Here is an 18,227-nt window from a genome sequence, read left to right on the forward strand (position 1 = left end):
ATAAGCAATTTACCTTCGCTTTTTATATAAATACGTTTTGAGCGGCGAAATCCTCTGCTCTGATTACTATTTTTTTTCTAATAATAACTTGACAACGTATTTTTTTTACGCCAAAACCAATACGGCCTTTACTTTTGGTTTTCTTTTATTAATTCCTCTGGCGACCGTGGCGTAATACCAAAAATATACGCATCACCATTTTTAAAAGGTGCATTCATTTCCAGGTTTTCTATAGAGATACCGCCCGGGATAGGTGCTTCGCTGGCCCAATAGGTATACCGGCCGGTAATAACGCCGTTCAATCCCTCCTCTGGATTATTTTTCATCCAGTATTGCGTCGCGTGTCTCCCGGTATATTTCCAGTGATTGTTTGTTCCCGGAGCATATATAGTTTTACTATAATCTTTCTCATCCGGTGCGGCGATAAAATAGGCGTTTCCGTTTTTATCCCGTATCATATCCTTTTGCGGAAAATATTCGCGTAAAGTGAAATGAATATCCTTATAATCGGGCCATATTTCCAATGAAGATATGTTCTTATCTTTAAAAAAAAGTGTTCGCAGACGAGCTTTATTTCCCATCGTCGCACTGGCAATAAAATAATCCAATTCAATGGAACCTTCGGATGTATAAGTCGCTATTTCAAATTCATAAGGTTTTGATGCAAAGAAACGCATCCGGGCGTATACTTTGGCACCATTATCAAATGGTTCAGAGAAAATATAAACGGTCAATGTCTCCTCTCCATTTAATTGTTCCACCACTCCTCTTGCCGGATAGTTTCCATTCCGTGGTAAAACAGCCGTCGAGTCATCTGCGCTCCAAAAGCGCTTGCCGTTTTGTCCTTCATCAAGGCTACTTCTTTCGAGTTCTGAATATCCACGAACGTCACTTCCCTTTGGTATCGGTTCAAAAGCAATAAAATTCATAACCTCCGCAAATTCATAGTCTAGATAGGGTGTATATATCCGGATGAGTCCTCTGGGACCAGGCAATGGAGCCAGTCCGACAAGAATACCTTGGGCATGGCCCCATACAGGCATTGCCGGCTTTCCTTGAACGGGTTGTATCCAAGTATTAACCGTGTCTGGAGAAGCTAGCCCTCTCCATCCCGGTGACGTTCTTTGCCCATATAACGAAACTGCTATAAAAAGCAACAAAAAGATTAAGGATTGTTTCATCTTATTTTTTTATTTTTTCACACGATTTTCTAGCTATAATTTCTGCATCCAGCATTACCTGCTGTTCACCTGGTTTTTTTGCATGTAATTGTTCAAGCAATACGCGTACAGCTTCTTTTCCAATCTCTCCCAAAGGCTGTCTGACATAACTTATCGGACAATAAAACAGATCATACGATTCACTTTGGTCAAAGCAAAAGACCGCGATGTCTTCTGGAATGGCAAAATCCAGCTCATTGATAATCTTCAACCCCATAATAGAGAGAGTATTCGTTGAAAACAAAATGGCTTCCACACCTCTATCGGGATGCAGGAGGTCTATAAAACGCTTTCGGAAATCCGTCGGACTGTTATATTCCACTTCAAATACTAAGTTTTCATCATCATTTATGCCTTGGTCTCGCAATGCTTGGACGTATCCATGATAACGATCTTCTGTATGCTGTAATTTATTTTTATAACATACATAGGCTATTTTATGATGCCCTTGTTGCAGCAGTTGCTGTGTTGCCTGATAGGTAGCCTTAAAATTATCGACTACGATATAGCTTGTTTCCAAATCCTTAAAATAGCGATCGATCAGTACAAACGGAATATGAGCCGCTTTTAGATTTTCTAATTGAGAAGCGGTTCCTTCTGCAGGCGCAATGATAAAACCATCAATTTGCCTGTTAATGAACGTATCGATTAATCTTTGAGATTTTTCCAAATTTTCATCAGAGCTTCCAAAAAGAACGGTATAGCCACGTTTTTTGGCTTCATCTTCAATAGCCCGGGCGAGATTCCCAAAAAAAGGGTTAGAAATATCGGCGACCAACAATCCGATGGTTTGCGATTTACCACTTTTCAGACTTTTTGCGATCTGATTGGGTTGATAATTCATTTTCTTTGCCATCTCGCGTATACGCAGTGCAGTGTCTTTGCCCACCCTAGCTTCCTCTTCCTTACCATTCAAAACGTAAGATACCAACGCAGTTGAAACACCTGCTGCTTCAGCTATATCTTTCAGTGAAACCTTTTTATTCATATCATTTACTTTTACGTATAATGTGATTTCCGTTGTATTCTAATTCCAATGCATTTTAATGAATTGCGTTGCTTTGACAATGTGATCACTTATCGTTGATGTGGAAATACACAAGATTTCACTTACCTCCTCGTAACTTTTCCTTTCCAATTTACACATTTCAAAAACCTGCTTTCTTTTTGGAGGTAATCTATTGATAATTTGTTCTAATTTAGAAAACTTGTCTTCACGGAATATACATTCCTCATCGATTTGTTCTACCGAACTTACAAAATCTGCGTATAACAACGCAAAGCCCTGTTCTTTTTTTTGCCTTCTGTAATGATCCATTATCAGGTTCTGCCCTATTCGGAACATATAAGATTTTAAAGATTCTTCCGTCCTGATAATATGTCGTAGTTGCCAGGTTTTCAAGAAAACGTCCTGCAAAATATCTTCTGCAATCTCCTGAAAATCCAGTAGAAATAGAAATTTCTTGTACAGAGCTCCCTGATAGCTCGTATATAAAGCATTAAATGTATCGTGATTCAGTGTATCAACCCTCTCATTGTACTGCATTTTCCTTGCTGATATTGCTTCCATAATTTAAAACATTTAATGTAGTCGCTATTTTTTATTATCCTGCTGCAATTGCCCATAGTGGAGATATTGTGCATATCGTTGGTCAAATAGTTCCTTGTATTCGGATCGGGGACGGACAATTTCTTTCACACCCGACCCCATATTTACGGATGCTTCTTCCACCGTTGCATAAATGTTGCAAACCACCGCAGCAAACATACATGCGCCCAAGGCACAGACTTGCTCCGTGGCCGCAATATGTATGGGGCGATTCAAGATATCTGCCAGCAATTGCATCACAAACGGAGATTTGTTGGAAATACCGCCAATAGCTTGGACTCCCTCCACTTTCACACCTTCGCTTTCTATACGCTCTACAATGGCTCTTGCACCGAAACAGGTAGATTCCACAAGTGCTCTGAAAATATCCGGGGCGGTAGTGCCCAAAGACAACCCTCCTATCAAACCCTTCCGTGTAGGATCAGCATCCGGTGTTCTTCTGCCATTAAACCAGTCTAGCGCAAAAGGTGCGTCTATATACAGCGGCAACTTAGACGCCGCGTCATTCAGCTCTCTTAACAATTCTGCCTCCAATTCCCGGTATAACCGATCGGTGTCGGCATCCGAAAAACTTTTTTTTGCTAGCGGCCAGAGCAACAAATCCTTAAACCACGAGTATACATCGCCAAAAGCCGATTGACCGGCCTCAAGCCCTACCATGCCGGGAATAATGGAGTCATTGACCTGACCACAGATTCCTTTCACAAATAGACCTTCCATCTGATCACCGGGCACAACCATCATATCACAGGTCGATGTGCCAATGACCTTGCTGATATAATATGGTTTTATTTCTCCACCAACAGCTCCGACATGCGCATCAATAGCACCGATACCAACTTGCACTTTTGTAGAAAGCCCCAAACGTTCTGCCCATTCGGCGCATAGATAGCCAGCGGATTTATCGGTGGTATACACCTTGTTTCCGTATCGTTCGGCATATATACCCAACACCGGGTCAATGGAAGTAAAGAAATCTATAGCCGGTAAACCTCCGAAAGCAGCCGACCATAAGGCTTTATGACCAGCCGCACATGCATTCCGCTTGATCTTCCGTGCATCGTTACCCCCGGTCAATAAAAAGGGCATCCAATCGCTATGTTCTACCCAGGTATAGCATACTTCGCCTATTTTCTTATCAGCGCGAAGCATATGAAGCAATTTTGCCCAATACCATTCCGATGAATAAATACCGCCTACGTACTTCAAGTAATCCATGCCTTCTTGTTTTGATATGGCATTGATCTCATCCGCTTCGCGTATAGCAGTATGATCTTTCCAAAGGACGAACATGGCATTTGGATTATCGCTGAAAGCTTCCAAAAGGGCCAATGGCGTTCCCTGCACATCTACCGCTATGGGTGTTGATCCTGTCATCGCCATGGATATGGCTCCTACCTGTTTTCTTACTTCGACGTCTACTTCTTTTAAGCATCTTTTTATGGAAGTCGTGAGTCCTTCTATATAGTCCAACGGATGTTGTCTAAATTGGCTCTTACCAGCGTCACAATACAAGCCTTTGCTCCATCGTTCATAAAGGCAAACAGCTGATGAAAGCATTTCCCCCTCCCATGCGTCCATTAAGATGGTTCGTACGGAATCCGTTCCAAAATCTACCCCTATAACATATCTATTCTTACTCATCTCCTTATGGTATATATTTTAATGTGGTGACTGTACAATTATTTTTTCAGATGTAAGTTTTCCTTTCAGCCAAAAAGCATAAAACGCGATAAACACATAACAAAAAATTGGAATGATAAATCCCGTCGCCATATTGGAATGGTCGGAAATCAGCCCCATAACCGGTGGACAAAATGCGCCTCCGGCTACGGCCATCACCAAAAAAGAAGAAGCCTTTTTTGTCAAAGCACCCATATCCTGAATGCCTAATGCGAATATGGTGGGAAACATAATAGACATAAAAAAGTAGGTAGTAAACAAACAGAAAACGGAAAGCCATCCAATATCGGCAATCACGATGGCGACTAATATCGTATTGGCGAAAGCATACCACATTAGCAATTTCCGGGGGCTGATAAACCGCATGATGTATGCTCCTGTGAGACGCCCGATCCAGAAAGCCCCCATACCGCCAATAGCAAGAATAATAGACGCCGCCTGCTCATTGTTCTTTGGCATAAAAAACTCGCCGAAATAGCCCAGATGCATCATAATATCACCCACGGGCGTCCGCAGATCATGCACCGCATCGATAACATAATTGATAAAAAAGGAATTTGTACCGGTTTGAGCCGCGACATAGAGAAATTGTGCAATGACCGCCATGATAAAGACCGGATATTGCAATAGTTTTCTTAACGGGGGGTTTTCCTCTCCATCAGCTCCGACTTCTTCTTTGATTTCCGGCAATTTGATTACCATAAAAATTATCATCACCACGACGACGATACCTCCTATCATCATATAGGGAGTCACTAACGAATCGAATTTATCGTGTTCTCCCTCTGCTTCCATTCCGAAGACGAACAGCCCGCCGATGAGAGGCCCTAATATCCATCCCAATCCATTAAATGACTGGGAAATATTGATTCTTCGGGCTGCGCCTTGCTTATTACCTAACACCGTAGAATAGGGATTTGCAGCGGTTTCCAGAAAAGTAAGACCACAAGCTATTACAAACAAAGCAACCAGAAAGGGAATAAACTTACCAAATGAGGCTGCCGGGTAGAACATAAATGCGCCTATAGCAAAGATAGCTAAACCTAATATAATACCTCTTTGGTAGCCGTATCGCTTAATAAACAGACCTGCTGGCACTCCCATAGCGAGATAACCTATATAAAGAGAAAACTGTACAAATCCCGATTGGGCCTTACTAACATGCAGAAGATCCTGAAAATGCTTATCTAAAACATCTAGAAAACCGTGTGCAAATCCCCAGAGGAGAAACAGACTACAGATGAAAATGAAGGGTACAAGGTAATTAACGCCACGTTCATCAACCAAAAGTGACCTTTTCTTTTTTATTTGAGGTGTATTGTTCATTGCTATATAATAAAAGTTTACGTAACAAAATATAGGCTATTTATACAATGGCCCATATACATCGCATGCCCTGTAATCCGACCCTTCGATATCCATCCCAAAGGCGCTCCATGCGGATGGTCTGAAAATATCGTTTTGGGGTACATTGTGCATGTTGACCGGAATACGCAGCATGGAGGCAAGTGTTATCAAATCTGATCCGATATGCCCGTAGCTGATCGCTCCGTGATTGGAACCCCAATTTGCCATCACCGCATATACACTTTCAAAACTTCCCTCTCTGGTCAATCTTGGTACAAACCAGGTAGTCGGCCAGATCTTATCCGTCCGCTCATCAAGTACCTGATGTACATCGTCGGGTAGCTCGACCGTCCATCCTTCCGCAATCTGCAATACCGGCCCTAAACCTTTAACAAGGTTAAGGCGGCACATCGTAACAGGCATATTCCCCTCGCTAACAAACTTTGATGAAAATCCCCCTCCTCTCATATAGTCCCTGTTCGATGGATAGAATGTAGTAGCGTCGAGACAAGCCTCAACTTCTTCCCGCGAAATTTCCCAATGGGGTTTCATAACGGGCTTTCCATTACGTCGCTGCTTTCCCGTACCATCTAGCGTAGCCGATCCCGAATTGATCAAATGCAAAAATCCGGCAGTAGCGGCTCCATCTGGCTTCCATCCGGACACCCGTTCTACAGCATCAGGACTCCAATAGGTACGCACATCGGCAAAAATCTGGGCTGTATTGGTCAACAAGTAATTAAATAACATGGATACCCCATTGAGGGCATCGTTTTCCGTCGCGACCAGATGAGGTGCACGTATCCCATTCCAGTCAAAAGATGAATTTAACAGCGCTTCTGAAAAATCGCCGTCGGGCAAAAAGTCAGTCCACTGTCGCTGTCCCTGGAATCCCGATAATATAGCGCTATGCCCATGTGCTTCTTCACCGAAGCCCATATCCGCCAACTTTTTGTTCCCAATCATAAGGTCGCGGATAATAATTGTCATCTTGGCGACAAACTCCCAATCCTTATCTTTCTCTTCTCTGGACTTTATGTTCTTTTCCTGGTTAAAATCTTCTCCTTCTCTACAATATTGCTTGATCCAGGCGATAGCTCTTTCATATTCTTGTGGATCGTAGATACCAAGTTGTATCCTGCGCAATACTTCAGAAGAATCTACATATTCGTTCCGCATGCCCAAATAATCCTGAAAGAAATCGGGATTTACGATCGAAGCCGCGATACCCATGCTCACTGAGCCAATAGCCAGATAGGATTTTCCTTTCATTATAGCAACCGCAAGTCCGGCTTTTGCAAACGTCAAAAGCTTTTTCCGCACATCTTCCGGTATATACTGATCTCCCATGTCCTGCACATCCATACCATAGATACCAAAAGCCGGGAGTCCTTTTTGGGTATGAGCAGCCAAGGTTGCTGCCAGATAAACCGCTCCCGGACGTTCGGTGCCGTTGAAACCCCAAATCGCTTTTGGAATCAACGGATTCATATCCATCGTTTCTGAGCCATAGCACCAACAAGGGGTGACAGATAGCGATACGCCTACTTGTTCCCGAGCAAATTTGTCCGCACAATCGGCCGCTTCTTTTACGCCACCTATGCAGGTATCTGCAATCACGCAGGATACGGGCGTGCCGTCGGGATATCTTAGTTCTTCTTTAAATAAAGCTTCAACAGCTTTTGCCATGTCCATGGTTGTCGTTTCCAGCGATTCACGTATCCCTCCCAATCGACCGTCGATAATGGGGCGAATGCCTATTTTAGGGTATATATTCATGGTTGTTATTTTTCAGTTTTATCAAAAGTCGATGCAATTCCATCTAAGGATATTCCCAATACCCGTTGTGCAATAATATTCAAATCTTCTTTGTCGCCAATGAAATGAAAGACACTATGCCGGTGCACAATATGCGCGTTAGGCTGTATAAATGCTGCCGGGGAAACGCTTTCTATTTCATAAAATGGCCCCATCTGTGATCCATCAGCTAAAGGTCCATCATTGTAGGCATTCATGGCATCCCCCTGAAAAGGGTCTTTTTCTGTGGTCCATTCTTGATTTAAATAAGTAGCCGCACTATCTACATCAAAAAGCGTGATCGTCAATACGCCCTCATCGCTGGCATAACTTCCTGCTACCGGTTTTACCCGTTGTGGCGGTATACCCAACTTGCCTCTGGATAAGCCATCAGCTTTGAAATACAGCATTCCATCTTCCATCGCAATGCGATCGGCATCAATTTCTCCGAAATAATCCGTTGTCGCCACTTTACCCTCACCTTTTTCTTTATAAGGAATTAAAATAACCGTTTCCGGTGTTGGGGTAAACATATTCAAACTCCACATACAAGGAGCTCCCGTTTGTTTGTCCCAGGCAAAATCTCCGGTATTTTGTAACGTATTGATGGTTTGAAACCCCAGAGATTTCACTTTATCGCTCAATGTGATCGAAAGCATATCTTCAATCGCTTTATGCTCCAATATTTCCACTTGGCGACTGATATTCAGTTTAAGTGATGTTCCGGCATAATTTTTCAACTCCATATCTTTAGATAGCTGGACATTGCTGTCTGATGCAGAAACCAAATCCCAACTTTCTGTGTCAATAGCAGCCGGGGTATGCCAATGATCGAATATCATTTCCTGTCCGGTTTTAAAAAAGAGGGAAAAAGCGCCCCCCTCCGGCCCCAGCCATAAACGATCTTCTCCACCATAAGCATTCATGTGCGGATCGATATCTTTATCAAAGGCACTATAATTTATCCAACCGAAGCTCTTTCCATTTCGGCCATCAGCAGTAGAAGTAAACACTTTACCTTGGTATTTTGGTGAAACAATGAGTTGAGCATTACCTCCCGAATTGGAAAGAACAACCAGTTGATCATCCCATTTTTGCAGAAAGGATAAATCATCAGCAAAAGTTGACGGGACTTTCTTTTGCTGATCTGAGGGTTCATTTCCTTGACATGCCGTAAAAAAAATCGATAGCAGCACCATAGGTTTTAACAATTTTGTCACCATAATCTGATCTATTTTAAGCATTAATTAACCTCCACGCCATTCTTTCCGGGCAACGGTTTGAATTTCGCATGTGGTTCCGCCTGATACCAATAAGCGACCGTAATGATATCTGATTGTTGCGGAAGGTAACGATCCTCCGATCTCCAACCTAGATCTTGAACAGTCACTTTTAAATCACCGTCAAAGCGCACTGGATCCAAAATATGCCATCTGTACATACCAAAGCGTTGTTGCGAACCATACAAACCATCGGGTCGGATAACCTGATGCAATCCCGCATACGCGGTATTAAATTCTTGATACCGACGCGTTTCTTTATTTTCAAAATTGTAGGATCCGCAGAAATAATCTTCTAATCCCGTCGTAACAATAGTTGCAAATTCCTTATCGCCATCCAGAAAAAATTTCACCTCACCTTCGCCCCACCAGCCATTATTATTTACGCCCACGGCCATATAAGTTCCGACATAATGGCCTTTGCCTTTTACGCCGTCAATGATGGTATGCAATGCCCCTTCTGTAGGTTTGGACCGTCTGTACTCCGCATGGAAATACGCTTCATCATCCCCAACTTCTGTTTCGATATAATTAACTTGATAATAAAGAACCATAGCGTGCGCACTGATGTTTTCCATCGTTATCTTACACTTTTTGCGGAAAGGCATCTGCCAATAGGAGTTAAAGGCACTGCCAGGGTTTACCGTCATCGCTAATGAATTCAGCGGTGCAAAATGGTTCCACGCCATACCGAAAAAGGCTCCCACAGGTACTTCCACAGAAGGTTCTGCTTCATCATCCCAGTAGAACCGCAAAATAGAATGGCTCCAATTTCCCGTAGGTGTCATCCATATATGCTGGATAACACCGGATGCATCGATCTCTGCCAACGTAAATGTTTCGCCGGCGTCGATGTGAACATAAGGATTTACTTTCCATCCTACACCTAATTCACGTGCTGCACGAGAGGCATTTGATACATTTCGTTCCACCTCTCCGCCTTTTGGATCGGCCATACCGCCTTTGCCTTTGGCTCCAGTAAAGTTTTCAGGGCTAATTGACCTGGTTTTTGCATTTGACAGCTTGGATAGATTGCCTAATCCAACATCTGCACCATTAAAATTTTGAGCAAAAGATGTATAGCTGAACAGGACTAGACACCATAGAAACATGAATCTTCTCATAATAGATTTTTTGAAATTATGTATTAAGGTTTATTTGTTAAATGCGTTTGCTTCCCACTTCTTTTTACTTGTGCTCGTCAGCTTAATCGTTTAAACAAAAAAGGTAAAAAAAAGTGTGTCGCTAACTTGATTTTTAAAAATTTATAATTAATTGTTAGACAAACATAAGCTTAATCGTTTAAACATCCAAAAAAAATATTTTTTTTTCCCATTCTTGGATTATTCGATCGAAATAGCAATCAATAAAGGCCTCAATAATTATCGAAGCCTTTGTTTAAAATACATTATGTTCTCAATATTACTCTTGAATCAGCGCTCGATCCAAGTGGACATATCCTCCGTCTACATGGATGAGCTGCCCTGTCGTGTGGCTTGATTTATCAGACAGCAAAAATACGGTAGTATTAGCTATCTCTTCGGATGTCGTCATCCGGTGTTCCAAGGGTATGCGATCCGTTATTTTCTTTACCGTCTCTTCCGGGCTATCCAATGTTTGAATCCAAGCATCATATTGCGGTGTTGCACATTCAGCAACTACAACAGCATTCACTCGAATACTGTACGGCAACAATTCTACCGCCCACTCTCGGGTCAGCGCATTCCGGCCACCATTGGAAGCGGCGTAGGCCGAGGTGTTCCCTTGCCCGGTTTCCGCTGATTTCGAACTGATATTTACAATACTTCCTTTGGAAGCCTTTAAAGCATCTAATGCATGATGAGCCATAAGATAGTAATGAACCAAGTTCTTGTGAAGAGATGAAACAAATGCTTCATAATTACCCGAAGCTAAGCCTACCCCATCATTATGACCGGCATTATTGACTAAACCATCAATACGCCCTAAAGCATTTAGTGTCTCTTCTACCGCTTTCTTACACTCTTCTGGTCTGGAAAGTTCGGCTTCAACCGTAAGGGCTTCGCCGCCTATAGCTTCTACCTCGGCCTTAACCCGATTATTGTCGGCTTGTTTCCTGCCGACAATTACCGGCACCGCTCCCTCTTTCGCCAGCGCTAAAACAACAGCCCTGCCAATACCTTTCGCCCCGCCTGTTACGATGACTACCTTATCTTTTAAATTTAAATCCATTTTTTTTTAGTGACAAGTAACGAGTGACAAAGTAATGCCTTATAAATTCAACCATTCATCAACCATTGCCTACTCGTTACTAATTATCCATTAATCAGTACTCTACACCGTAGAACCGGGCAGCATTTCTACCCCAAAAAGCTGTTAAGTCTTCATCGGAAAAACCTGTCAATGCTGTACCTGCTATCTTCATGACATCCTCATAAGTGGCCGCAACGAGACAAACTGGCCAGTCCGTTCCAAACATAATACGCTGCTTTCCGAAACAAGCGATGACATGCTGTATATAAGGTTTAAAATCATCCACCGTCCAATTCTTCCAATCTGCTTCCGTCACCAAGCCCGACACTTTACAGTAAACATTCGGAAATGTCGCCAATTTTTCGATAAATGTTGCCCATTCGTCAAATTCGCGCGTCCGTATGGTTGGTTTTGCCATATGGTCTAATACAAAACGCTGTTCCGGATTTTGCTTTACACAGACTAAGGTGCTGTCGTAATGTCTTGGACGAATTAATAAATCATAGGTATACTGACGCGCAGTCAATGCTTTAATTCCGCGCAGAAATGCCGGGCGAATCAGGAAATCAGGATCTTCTTCGGCTTCGACCACGTGCCTAAACCCTTTGATAATAGGATACTGACTAAAATGCGCTACATATTTCTCTACCTCGTCCGACTGTAGATCTACCCATCCAACGACACCTTTGATCATCGCATACATGGTTGACAAATCCACTAAAAATTGTGTTTCCTCGTGCGACTGTGACGCCTGTACAGCGATCGTACCGTCTATTCCATTTGACTTAAGTACGGCGGCCAAATCTGTCGGTAAAAAGTTTCGACGGATAGCCGCCATATCATCGGTTATCCATGCATCGCGTTCGGCATTGAAGACCCAAAAATGCTGATGTGAATCAATCCGCATATGCAATAACTTCTTGACGTGATTCGCCTAGATAATCTGCACCTAATTCGACCACATCTCCCGCTTTAAGATAAATTGGCGGATTAAATCCGAGTCCCACACCTGCTGGCGTACCCGTTGATATAACGTCTCCAGGTAACAACGTCATAAATTGAGATACATAAGATACAACATGTTGCACGGAAAAAATTAAATTAGATGTATTACCGTTTTGGTAGGTGTTACCGTTAACTTTCAACCAGAGACGCACATTGTTGATATCTGGAATCTCGTCGACAGTAGTCATATAAGGCCCCATCGGCGCAAACGTATCACAACCTTTTCCCTTATCCCAGGTACCTCCACGTTCCAATTGATACGCCCGCTCCGAAACATCGTTATGAAGCACGTATCCCGCCACGTAGTTTAAAGCATCTGCTTCTTCTACGTAAGAAGCCTTCTTTCCTATCACAATACCAAATTCCACTTCCCAATCTGTTTTCGTCGAATTTCTAGGGATAACAATCTGATCGTTTGGCCCTATTAACGAGGTCGTAGATTTCATGAAAATAATCGGTTCGCTAGGTATAGCTGCTCCCGTTTCTTCCGCATGATCTTTATAATTTAACCCTATACAAACAATTTTGGAAGGACGGGCAAATGGAGCTCCCAAGCGTGTACCCGCTGGAACTTCCAACAAATTACCTGCATTTGCTTTTACAAATTCCGCTAGTCTCGCTAAACCATTTTCAGCGAAAAACTGCTCATTATAATCACCACCAAAGGCTGAAACATCGTAATTTACACCATCGATTTGCACACCGATTTTTTCTTTTCCAAATTCTCCGAATCGTATTAACTTCATTTTTATAATATTGTATATTTAAATATCGTATATAGACAAATTTGCATTTGTCTGTGGTTTCTTAATTATTCAGTTTAATAAATCCTCCGTCGATCGGGTAATCATTTCCCGTCATAAACCCCGCATCATCGGAGCATAGAAACAAGGCTAATTTAGCAATTTCTTCCGGTTTTGCCATTCTGCCTATAGGTTGGGATTTGGAAAGCTTCTCAAACATTTCTGCTTCCTGCCCAGGATAGTTTTTTGCAATAAAACCATCGACAAAAGGCGTGTGTACCCTCGCCGGAGAAATAGAATTAGAACGGATATTGTCAGCCATGTAATCCCGAGCTACTGACATACTCATAGCATAGATCGCACCTTTGCTCATGGAATAAGCAAACCGATCACTGATACCTACCACCGCTGCAATAGATGCTAAATTCAAGATTGCTCCGCCTCCATTCGCTTTCATGACCGGCACTACGGCGTAAAGTGCATTGTATGCTCCCTTTACATTCACATTAAACACCCGATCAAAATCATCTATTGAACATTTCTCCAAATTACCGACGTGTGCAATACCCGCGTTATTGACCAAAATATCTACCCGTCCAATGCTTTCTACCACACGCTTCACTTCCATCTGTTCCGCAACATTACAGGCATGTAACTTCGCTTGTCCGCCACCGGCTATAATGCTATCAACAACGGGTTGTGCCATCTCAGCATTTAAATCTACAATGTGTACGTATGCGCCTTCTTGTGCAAAAAGTTCCGATATAGCTTTTCCTATACCACTGCCACCTCCCGTAATAATCGCTACCTTATTATTTAGCTTTGACATATTATTAAGTATTAATTTTAAGACTAATTTTTACAACGATACACCTCTTCGCCAAGGAATAAAATCATCCTGTCCAAGCCGTACCGCTTGAGGTTGTTCTTCGCCACTCGCTACCTTAATTACATATTCCAATATTCGATGGGCTGCTTCCGTTATCGTTTCCTCTCCGTCTATAATTGTCCCACAGTTGATATCGATAATATCGGGCATCTTTTCAAATGTTTTCGTATTCGTAGACAGTTTAATAACAGGTGCAATAGGGTTTCCGGTCGGAGTTCCCAATCCAGTTGTAAAAAGTACGATATTCGCTCCGGCCGCCACCTCTGCTGTTGTGCTTTCCACATCATTACCCGGTGTACACAAAAGGTTCAATCCCGACGCGTTTGCTACTCCGGGGTAATCCACTACCGCCGTCACCGGAGAATTCCCTCCTTTCTTTGCAGCACCTGCCGATTTTATAGCGTCCGTGATCAATCCATCACGAATGTTTCCCGGAGATGGATTCATATAGAAACCCGAGCCATCTGCTTCCGCTTTTGCATTGTAGGTCTTCATTAAGTGCATAAATTTTTCAGCTGTAGCCTCATCTACACACCTATCACTTAATTCCTGCTCCACTCCACAAAGTTCTGGAAATTCTGCTAAAATAACTGATCCACCCATAGTTACCAACATATCCGATACGTATCCTAAGGCAGGATTAGCCGAAATACCCGAAAATCCATCTGAACCTCCGCACTCCAAGCCTATACATAATTTATCTAAAGTTGCCGGCTGGCGCGTTTGTTTATTCGCTTGGGTAAGTCCAGCAAAAGTTGCTTTAATAGCTTTTTGCATCAATTGTTGCTCAGGACCCTCGAGTTGTTGCTCAAAAATATACAAAGGTTTATCGAATGCCACATCCCGCTTTTTAATTTCGTCCCGCAATATCGAAGCTTGCGCGTGCTGACAACCAAGGCTCAAAACAGTAGCACCAGCTACATTCGGGTGTGTAATATAACCCGCCAGCAATCCGCATAGTGCATCCGAGTCCATCCTCGTACCACCACACCCCATCTCGTGATTCAAAAATTTCACACCATCTACATTTGGAAACAGGCGTATTTTCTCCTTACCAACTGTCGCTGGTGAAAGGTCTACAGCCAACAATTCATCCACAGAAGCACCTGCCTGATAACGAGCGATTAATTCATCCACTTCGTCAGCATAGTCTTTTGAGGCTACCTGATAGCCCAATTTCTCTTCCAACGCAGATTTTAATGTCAGCACATTCCTGTTCTCACAAAAAACTAATGGAATAACCAACCAGTGATTGGCGGTTCCTACCGTACCATTACTACGGTGAAAACCATTAAAAGTACGTCCTTTAAAGGCAGATACATCCGGTTTCTCCCACACTAATTCTCGCTGCCCCAATTTAAAATCATCCGAAGCATGGCGTAAATTATCGGTACTGATAAGTATCCCTTCATCCACAGCATAATTCATTTTACCCACTAAAACGCCATACATCATCACATCAGCATCTTTATCCAATGGATAAACTGTGAATTTATGTTTTGCACGGACAGCCTCTCGTAACGCAAATGTATGTCCGCCAAACTCTACCACAAATCCTTGTGGTAGATCCCGTAATGCCACCAATACATTATCTTTCGGATGTATTTGTAAATATGACAATCTCTCCCTATCCATTCTTATAATTCAAAAATTTTATTCATCAATACCCATTTTTCTCCCAATTTTGCCCCCGGTATAGCACGCTGATATTTCCACATCAATGCTTCCCATTCCTGCACCTTAGGGTTTAACAAATCCATTTCATTTTTCTTTTCAAAACTAAATGTATCATCGACATCCATGACCATAAACAACCTATTTCCAAAGCGATATATCATCATATCTGTTACCCCTGCATCCTTTATTGATGCACGTATTTCCGACCATACGGCTTGGTGGTAAACTTCATATTCCGCTATTAATTTCGGATCGTCGACAAGGTCTAGCGCAAATGCATATCGCTCCATATCTTTTTACTATTTCTGTGATCCGAGGTCTAGGTTTGAAACATTTCTATTATTCCAGGCAAATAAAGCAACCACCACGAAGCAAATGAAAACAACATAGTACGCTAGTTGGAAACTCCCTGTCCAGTCGGATACTAATCCCAATACTGGTGGTAATGCAGCTCCACCAACAATCGACATGATAATCAGGCTAGAAGCTGATTTTGTATCCGCCCCTATGCCTTCTACACCCACTGCAAATATCGTAGGGAACATAATAGACATAAAAAAGGCTATCCCAATCATCGCGTATAATGTACCTAACCCTTCACCGTATATTACATACAATGTTAAACAAATAGAAATCAGCGCGTATATCAACAGTAACTTAAGCGGAGCTATATATCGCATAAAGAATGTTCCGATAAATCTACCAAGCATAAAAGCAAGCCCAGCAACACCTGCATAGTAACTAGCTTGTGTAGGCGCAACACCCGAAACTTCTGTAGCGTACATTACTAAAAAACTTAATATACATACTTGCGCTCCGATGTAGAAAAATTGCGCTACTACCGCCCAAGAAACATTTTTATGGCGTAAGGATCCAAACACACCCCTCGAACTACCACCTTCCTCCTCTTCTTTGATTTCGGGTAGTTTTGTAAAAATAAAGAAAACGGTTACCAACAGCAGAATCAAGCCCAATACCAAATAAGGTCCCTTTACCGAAGCTGTTTCTGCTTGGATATAAGCATTTCTCGCCTGTTCACTCAACGCGGCAATCTCCTCGGCTGATTTCGGTTCTTCCGTTAAGATAAATCTCCCACCTACAATAGGCGCTATGAATGCAGCTAACCCATTAAAAGATTGTGCAAAATTCAGTCGTTGAGTAGCCTTCGCAGGATCGCCTAGTACCGTGATATAGGGGTTCGCCGCTGTTTCTAAAATAGCAAGCCCACAAGACACCACAAATAAAGCGCCTAGAAAATAATAATAATTAATCATGTTGGCTGCGGGCACAAAAAGGAAACATCCTAATGCAAAAACAAGTAAACCAACCGTGATACCTGTTTTATAGCCAAATCGTTTCATAATGTAACCTGCAGGAATAGCTAACAAAAAGTAAGCAATAAAAACAGCGGAGTCCACCAAAGATGCTTGAAAATGTGTTAAACTGAATGCATTTCGTAAATGCGGAATCAGAATAGGATCAAGATTGTGGATAAACCCCCAAAAGAAAAATAAAGAGGTTATCAGAGCAATGGCAAACGTATATTTTTTTTCTAACACCATAGGAATTATATTGGAAAGTAAAACTAGTACATATTAACACAAGATTATTGAACTATTTTACCGAATTACTAAGCGATCTTAACATAAGTTACATATATTTATGCATTATATACGAATAAATAAATTACATTTTTTATGCAACGGTTAGTTCATACATCGTCCACCTATAGCTCTATCACTGTCCGGCATGATAACACGCCTCAAAACCACAATGTATGGCATTATCATGAAGAATTGGAGTTTATCCATATCAGGCAAGGAAAAGGGACATTCTTTGTGGGGGACTGCATACAACAGTTTGCTGATAATTTCATAGTTTTAATAGGCTCAAATACGCCGCACTACTGGCTTTTTGACGAAGAATACATCAAAGCAGAAATATGTCATGCAGATATCCAAGTCGTTCATTTTAAACCTGATTTTATCGGTGCTGATTTTTTGGAAGTACCCGAAGCCCAAGATATTAAGCAGGTTTATCGATTAGCCAAACAAGCTATTTTATTTCCATCAAGCGATCTGCGTCTTCGACATTTTTTTGAAAATCTATCCGTTCAAACACCCCTAAAACGCCTCGCAATGCTGCTGGATATACTCGATTATACAGCATCCCTACCGACACCAACGACGTTAGTAAGCCCGAATTACACCAACCCACAACAACAAGGCGATTATCTTCGGATGAACAAAATCTTGGATTATATTCGCCTACACTATAAATCGAAAATCCAACTGGACGAAATTGCTCATGTAGCAGGTATGACATCGAACTCCTTCTGCCGTTATTTTAAACAGCGCACGGGTAAAACATTAATTGAATTTGTGAATGAACTCCGAATAGGACAGGCTTGTAAGCTCCTATCTGAAAGCAATGCGCCTATTAAAGAAATCTGTTTTGAGTGCGGTTTTCATAATTTCGTCAGTTTTCATAAAATATTCAAATCGAGTACCACTTATACTCCCTCGGCTTATCGGGAAGCCATATCGTAATTATGCTATATAGATCTATTGCACGTTCCTTTGGAAATACGTACATTTGTTGAGCCGCGGCAATGATGTCTGCCCTAAACCGCTCTAAAAAAGCTGATGACGTCTACTTTATTTGAATAATCTTCAAACAAGATAGTTATTGATAAAGCATGATAAAGTCAGTTTCCCGTTTTATATGTCCCCTTTTTAAATGGTT

General features: G+C 42.0%; 16 protein-coding genes and 1 riboswitch. Of the genes, 1 reads left to right on the forward strand and 15 read right to left on the reverse strand.

Translation table 11 applies throughout. From position 1 onward, the window contains the following. Positions 1–128 precede the first annotated feature (128 nt). The 15 genes from EWE74_RS04335 to fucP (EWE74_RS04405) form a co-directional block, all read right to left on the reverse strand. Positions 129–1,181 (reverse strand): hypothetical protein, encoded by a 1,053-nt coding sequence (locus EWE74_RS04335; RefSeq protein WP_130140280.1) that lies wholly within the window; start codon positions 1,179–1,181, stop codon positions 129–131. Position 1,182: 1 nt separating this feature from the next. Continuing rightward, the gene (locus tag EWE74_RS04340; protein WP_130140281.1) at positions 1,183–2,208 is read right to left on the reverse strand and encodes a LacI family DNA-binding transcriptional regulator; all 1,026 of its coding nucleotides are present in this window, start codon (positions 2,206–2,208) and stop codon (positions 1,183–1,185) included. 39 nt (positions 2,209–2,247) lie between these two features. Then, a complete protein-coding gene (locus tag EWE74_RS04345; protein ID WP_130140282.1) occupies positions 2,248–2,790 on the reverse strand; it encodes an RNA polymerase sigma factor in 543 nt (180 codons plus the stop codon). A gap of 24 nt (positions 2,791–2,814) precedes the next feature. Continuing rightward, positions 2,815–4,473: a ribulokinase gene (locus tag EWE74_RS04350; RefSeq protein WP_130140283.1), complete on the reverse strand. Its 1,659-nt coding sequence runs from the start codon at positions 4,471–4,473 to the stop codon at positions 2,815–2,817. 18 nt (positions 4,474–4,491) lie between these two features. Further along, positions 4,492–5,838 carry an L-fucose:H+ symporter permease gene (gene fucP / locus EWE74_RS04355; RefSeq protein WP_130140284.1) on the reverse strand — a complete coding sequence of 449 codons (1,347 nt, stop codon included), beginning with the start codon at positions 5,836–5,838 and terminating at the stop codon, positions 4,492–4,494. A gap of 36 nt (positions 5,839–5,874) precedes the next feature. Further along, positions 5,875–7,638 carry an L-fucose isomerase gene (locus EWE74_RS04360; RefSeq protein WP_130140285.1) on the reverse strand — a complete coding sequence of 588 codons (1,764 nt, stop codon included), beginning with the start codon at positions 7,636–7,638 and terminating at the stop codon, positions 5,875–5,877. Between the two features lie 5 nt (positions 7,639–7,643). Next, on the reverse strand, positions 7,644–8,879 hold the full coding sequence (locus EWE74_RS04365; protein WP_165384636.1) for a DUF6786 family protein: 1,236 nt from the start codon (positions 8,877–8,879) through the stop codon (positions 7,644–7,646). Positions 8,880–8,899: 20 nt separating this feature from the next. After that, positions 8,900–10,060, reverse strand: coding sequence for a glycoside hydrolase family 172 protein (locus EWE74_RS04370; RefSeq protein WP_130140286.1), 1,161 nt, complete (start codon positions 10,058–10,060; stop codon positions 8,900–8,902). A 298-nt stretch (positions 10,061–10,358) separates the two neighbouring features. Continuing rightward, positions 10,359–11,147 carry an L-fucose dehydrogenase gene (locus tag EWE74_RS04375; protein WP_130140287.1) on the reverse strand — a complete coding sequence of 263 codons (789 nt, stop codon included), beginning with the start codon at positions 11,145–11,147 and terminating at the stop codon, positions 10,359–10,361. Positions 11,148–11,241: 94 nt separating this feature from the next. Next, positions 11,242–12,075, reverse strand: coding sequence for an amidohydrolase family protein (locus tag EWE74_RS04380; RefSeq protein WP_130140288.1), 834 nt, complete (start codon positions 12,073–12,075; stop codon positions 11,242–11,244). Continuing rightward, the gene (locus EWE74_RS04385; protein ID WP_130140289.1) at positions 12,065–12,919 is read right to left on the reverse strand and encodes a fumarylacetoacetate hydrolase family protein; all 855 of its coding nucleotides are present in this window, start codon (positions 12,917–12,919) and stop codon (positions 12,065–12,067) included. The genes EWE74_RS04380 and EWE74_RS04385 overlap by 11 nt, the downstream gene beginning before the upstream one ends. A gap of 61 nt (positions 12,920–12,980) precedes the next feature. Further along, entirely contained in the window at positions 12,981–13,745 is a 765-nt protein-coding gene (locus EWE74_RS04390) for an SDR family NAD(P)-dependent oxidoreductase (protein ID WP_130140290.1), read from the reverse strand. A gap of 30 nt (positions 13,746–13,775) precedes the next feature. Next, positions 13,776–15,440: a UxaA family hydrolase gene (locus tag EWE74_RS04395; RefSeq protein WP_130140291.1), complete on the reverse strand. Its 1,665-nt coding sequence runs from the start codon at positions 15,438–15,440 to the stop codon at positions 13,776–13,778. Between the two features lie 2 nt (positions 15,441–15,442). Beyond that, positions 15,443–15,772, reverse strand: a complete 330-nt coding sequence (locus EWE74_RS04400; RefSeq protein ID WP_130140292.1) for an L-rhamnose mutarotase — start codon at positions 15,770–15,772, stop codon at positions 15,443–15,445. A 9-nt stretch (positions 15,773–15,781) separates the two neighbouring features. Beyond that, positions 15,782–17,044 carry an L-fucose:H+ symporter permease gene (gene fucP / locus EWE74_RS04405; protein WP_130140293.1) on the reverse strand — a complete coding sequence of 421 codons (1,263 nt, stop codon included), beginning with the start codon at positions 17,042–17,044 and terminating at the stop codon, positions 15,782–15,784. Between the two features lie 135 nt (positions 17,045–17,179). On the opposite strand from fucP (EWE74_RS04405), the gene EWE74_RS04410 reads away from it, so the two are divergent. Then, positions 17,180–18,031, forward strand: coding sequence for an AraC family transcriptional regulator (locus tag EWE74_RS04410; RefSeq protein WP_130140294.1), 852 nt, complete (start codon positions 17,180–17,182; stop codon positions 18,029–18,031). Between the two features lie 49 nt (positions 18,032–18,080). Next, a riboswitch (Fluoride riboswitch) is annotated at positions 18,081–18,144 on the forward strand. Positions 18,145–18,227 lie beyond the last annotated feature (83 nt).

The sequence above is a fragment of the Sphingobacterium corticibacterium genome (assembly GCF_004208525.1).
In the GTDB taxonomy this organism is placed as follows: domain Bacteria; phylum Bacteroidota; class Bacteroidia; order Sphingobacteriales; family Sphingobacteriaceae; genus Sphingobacterium; species Sphingobacterium corticibacterium.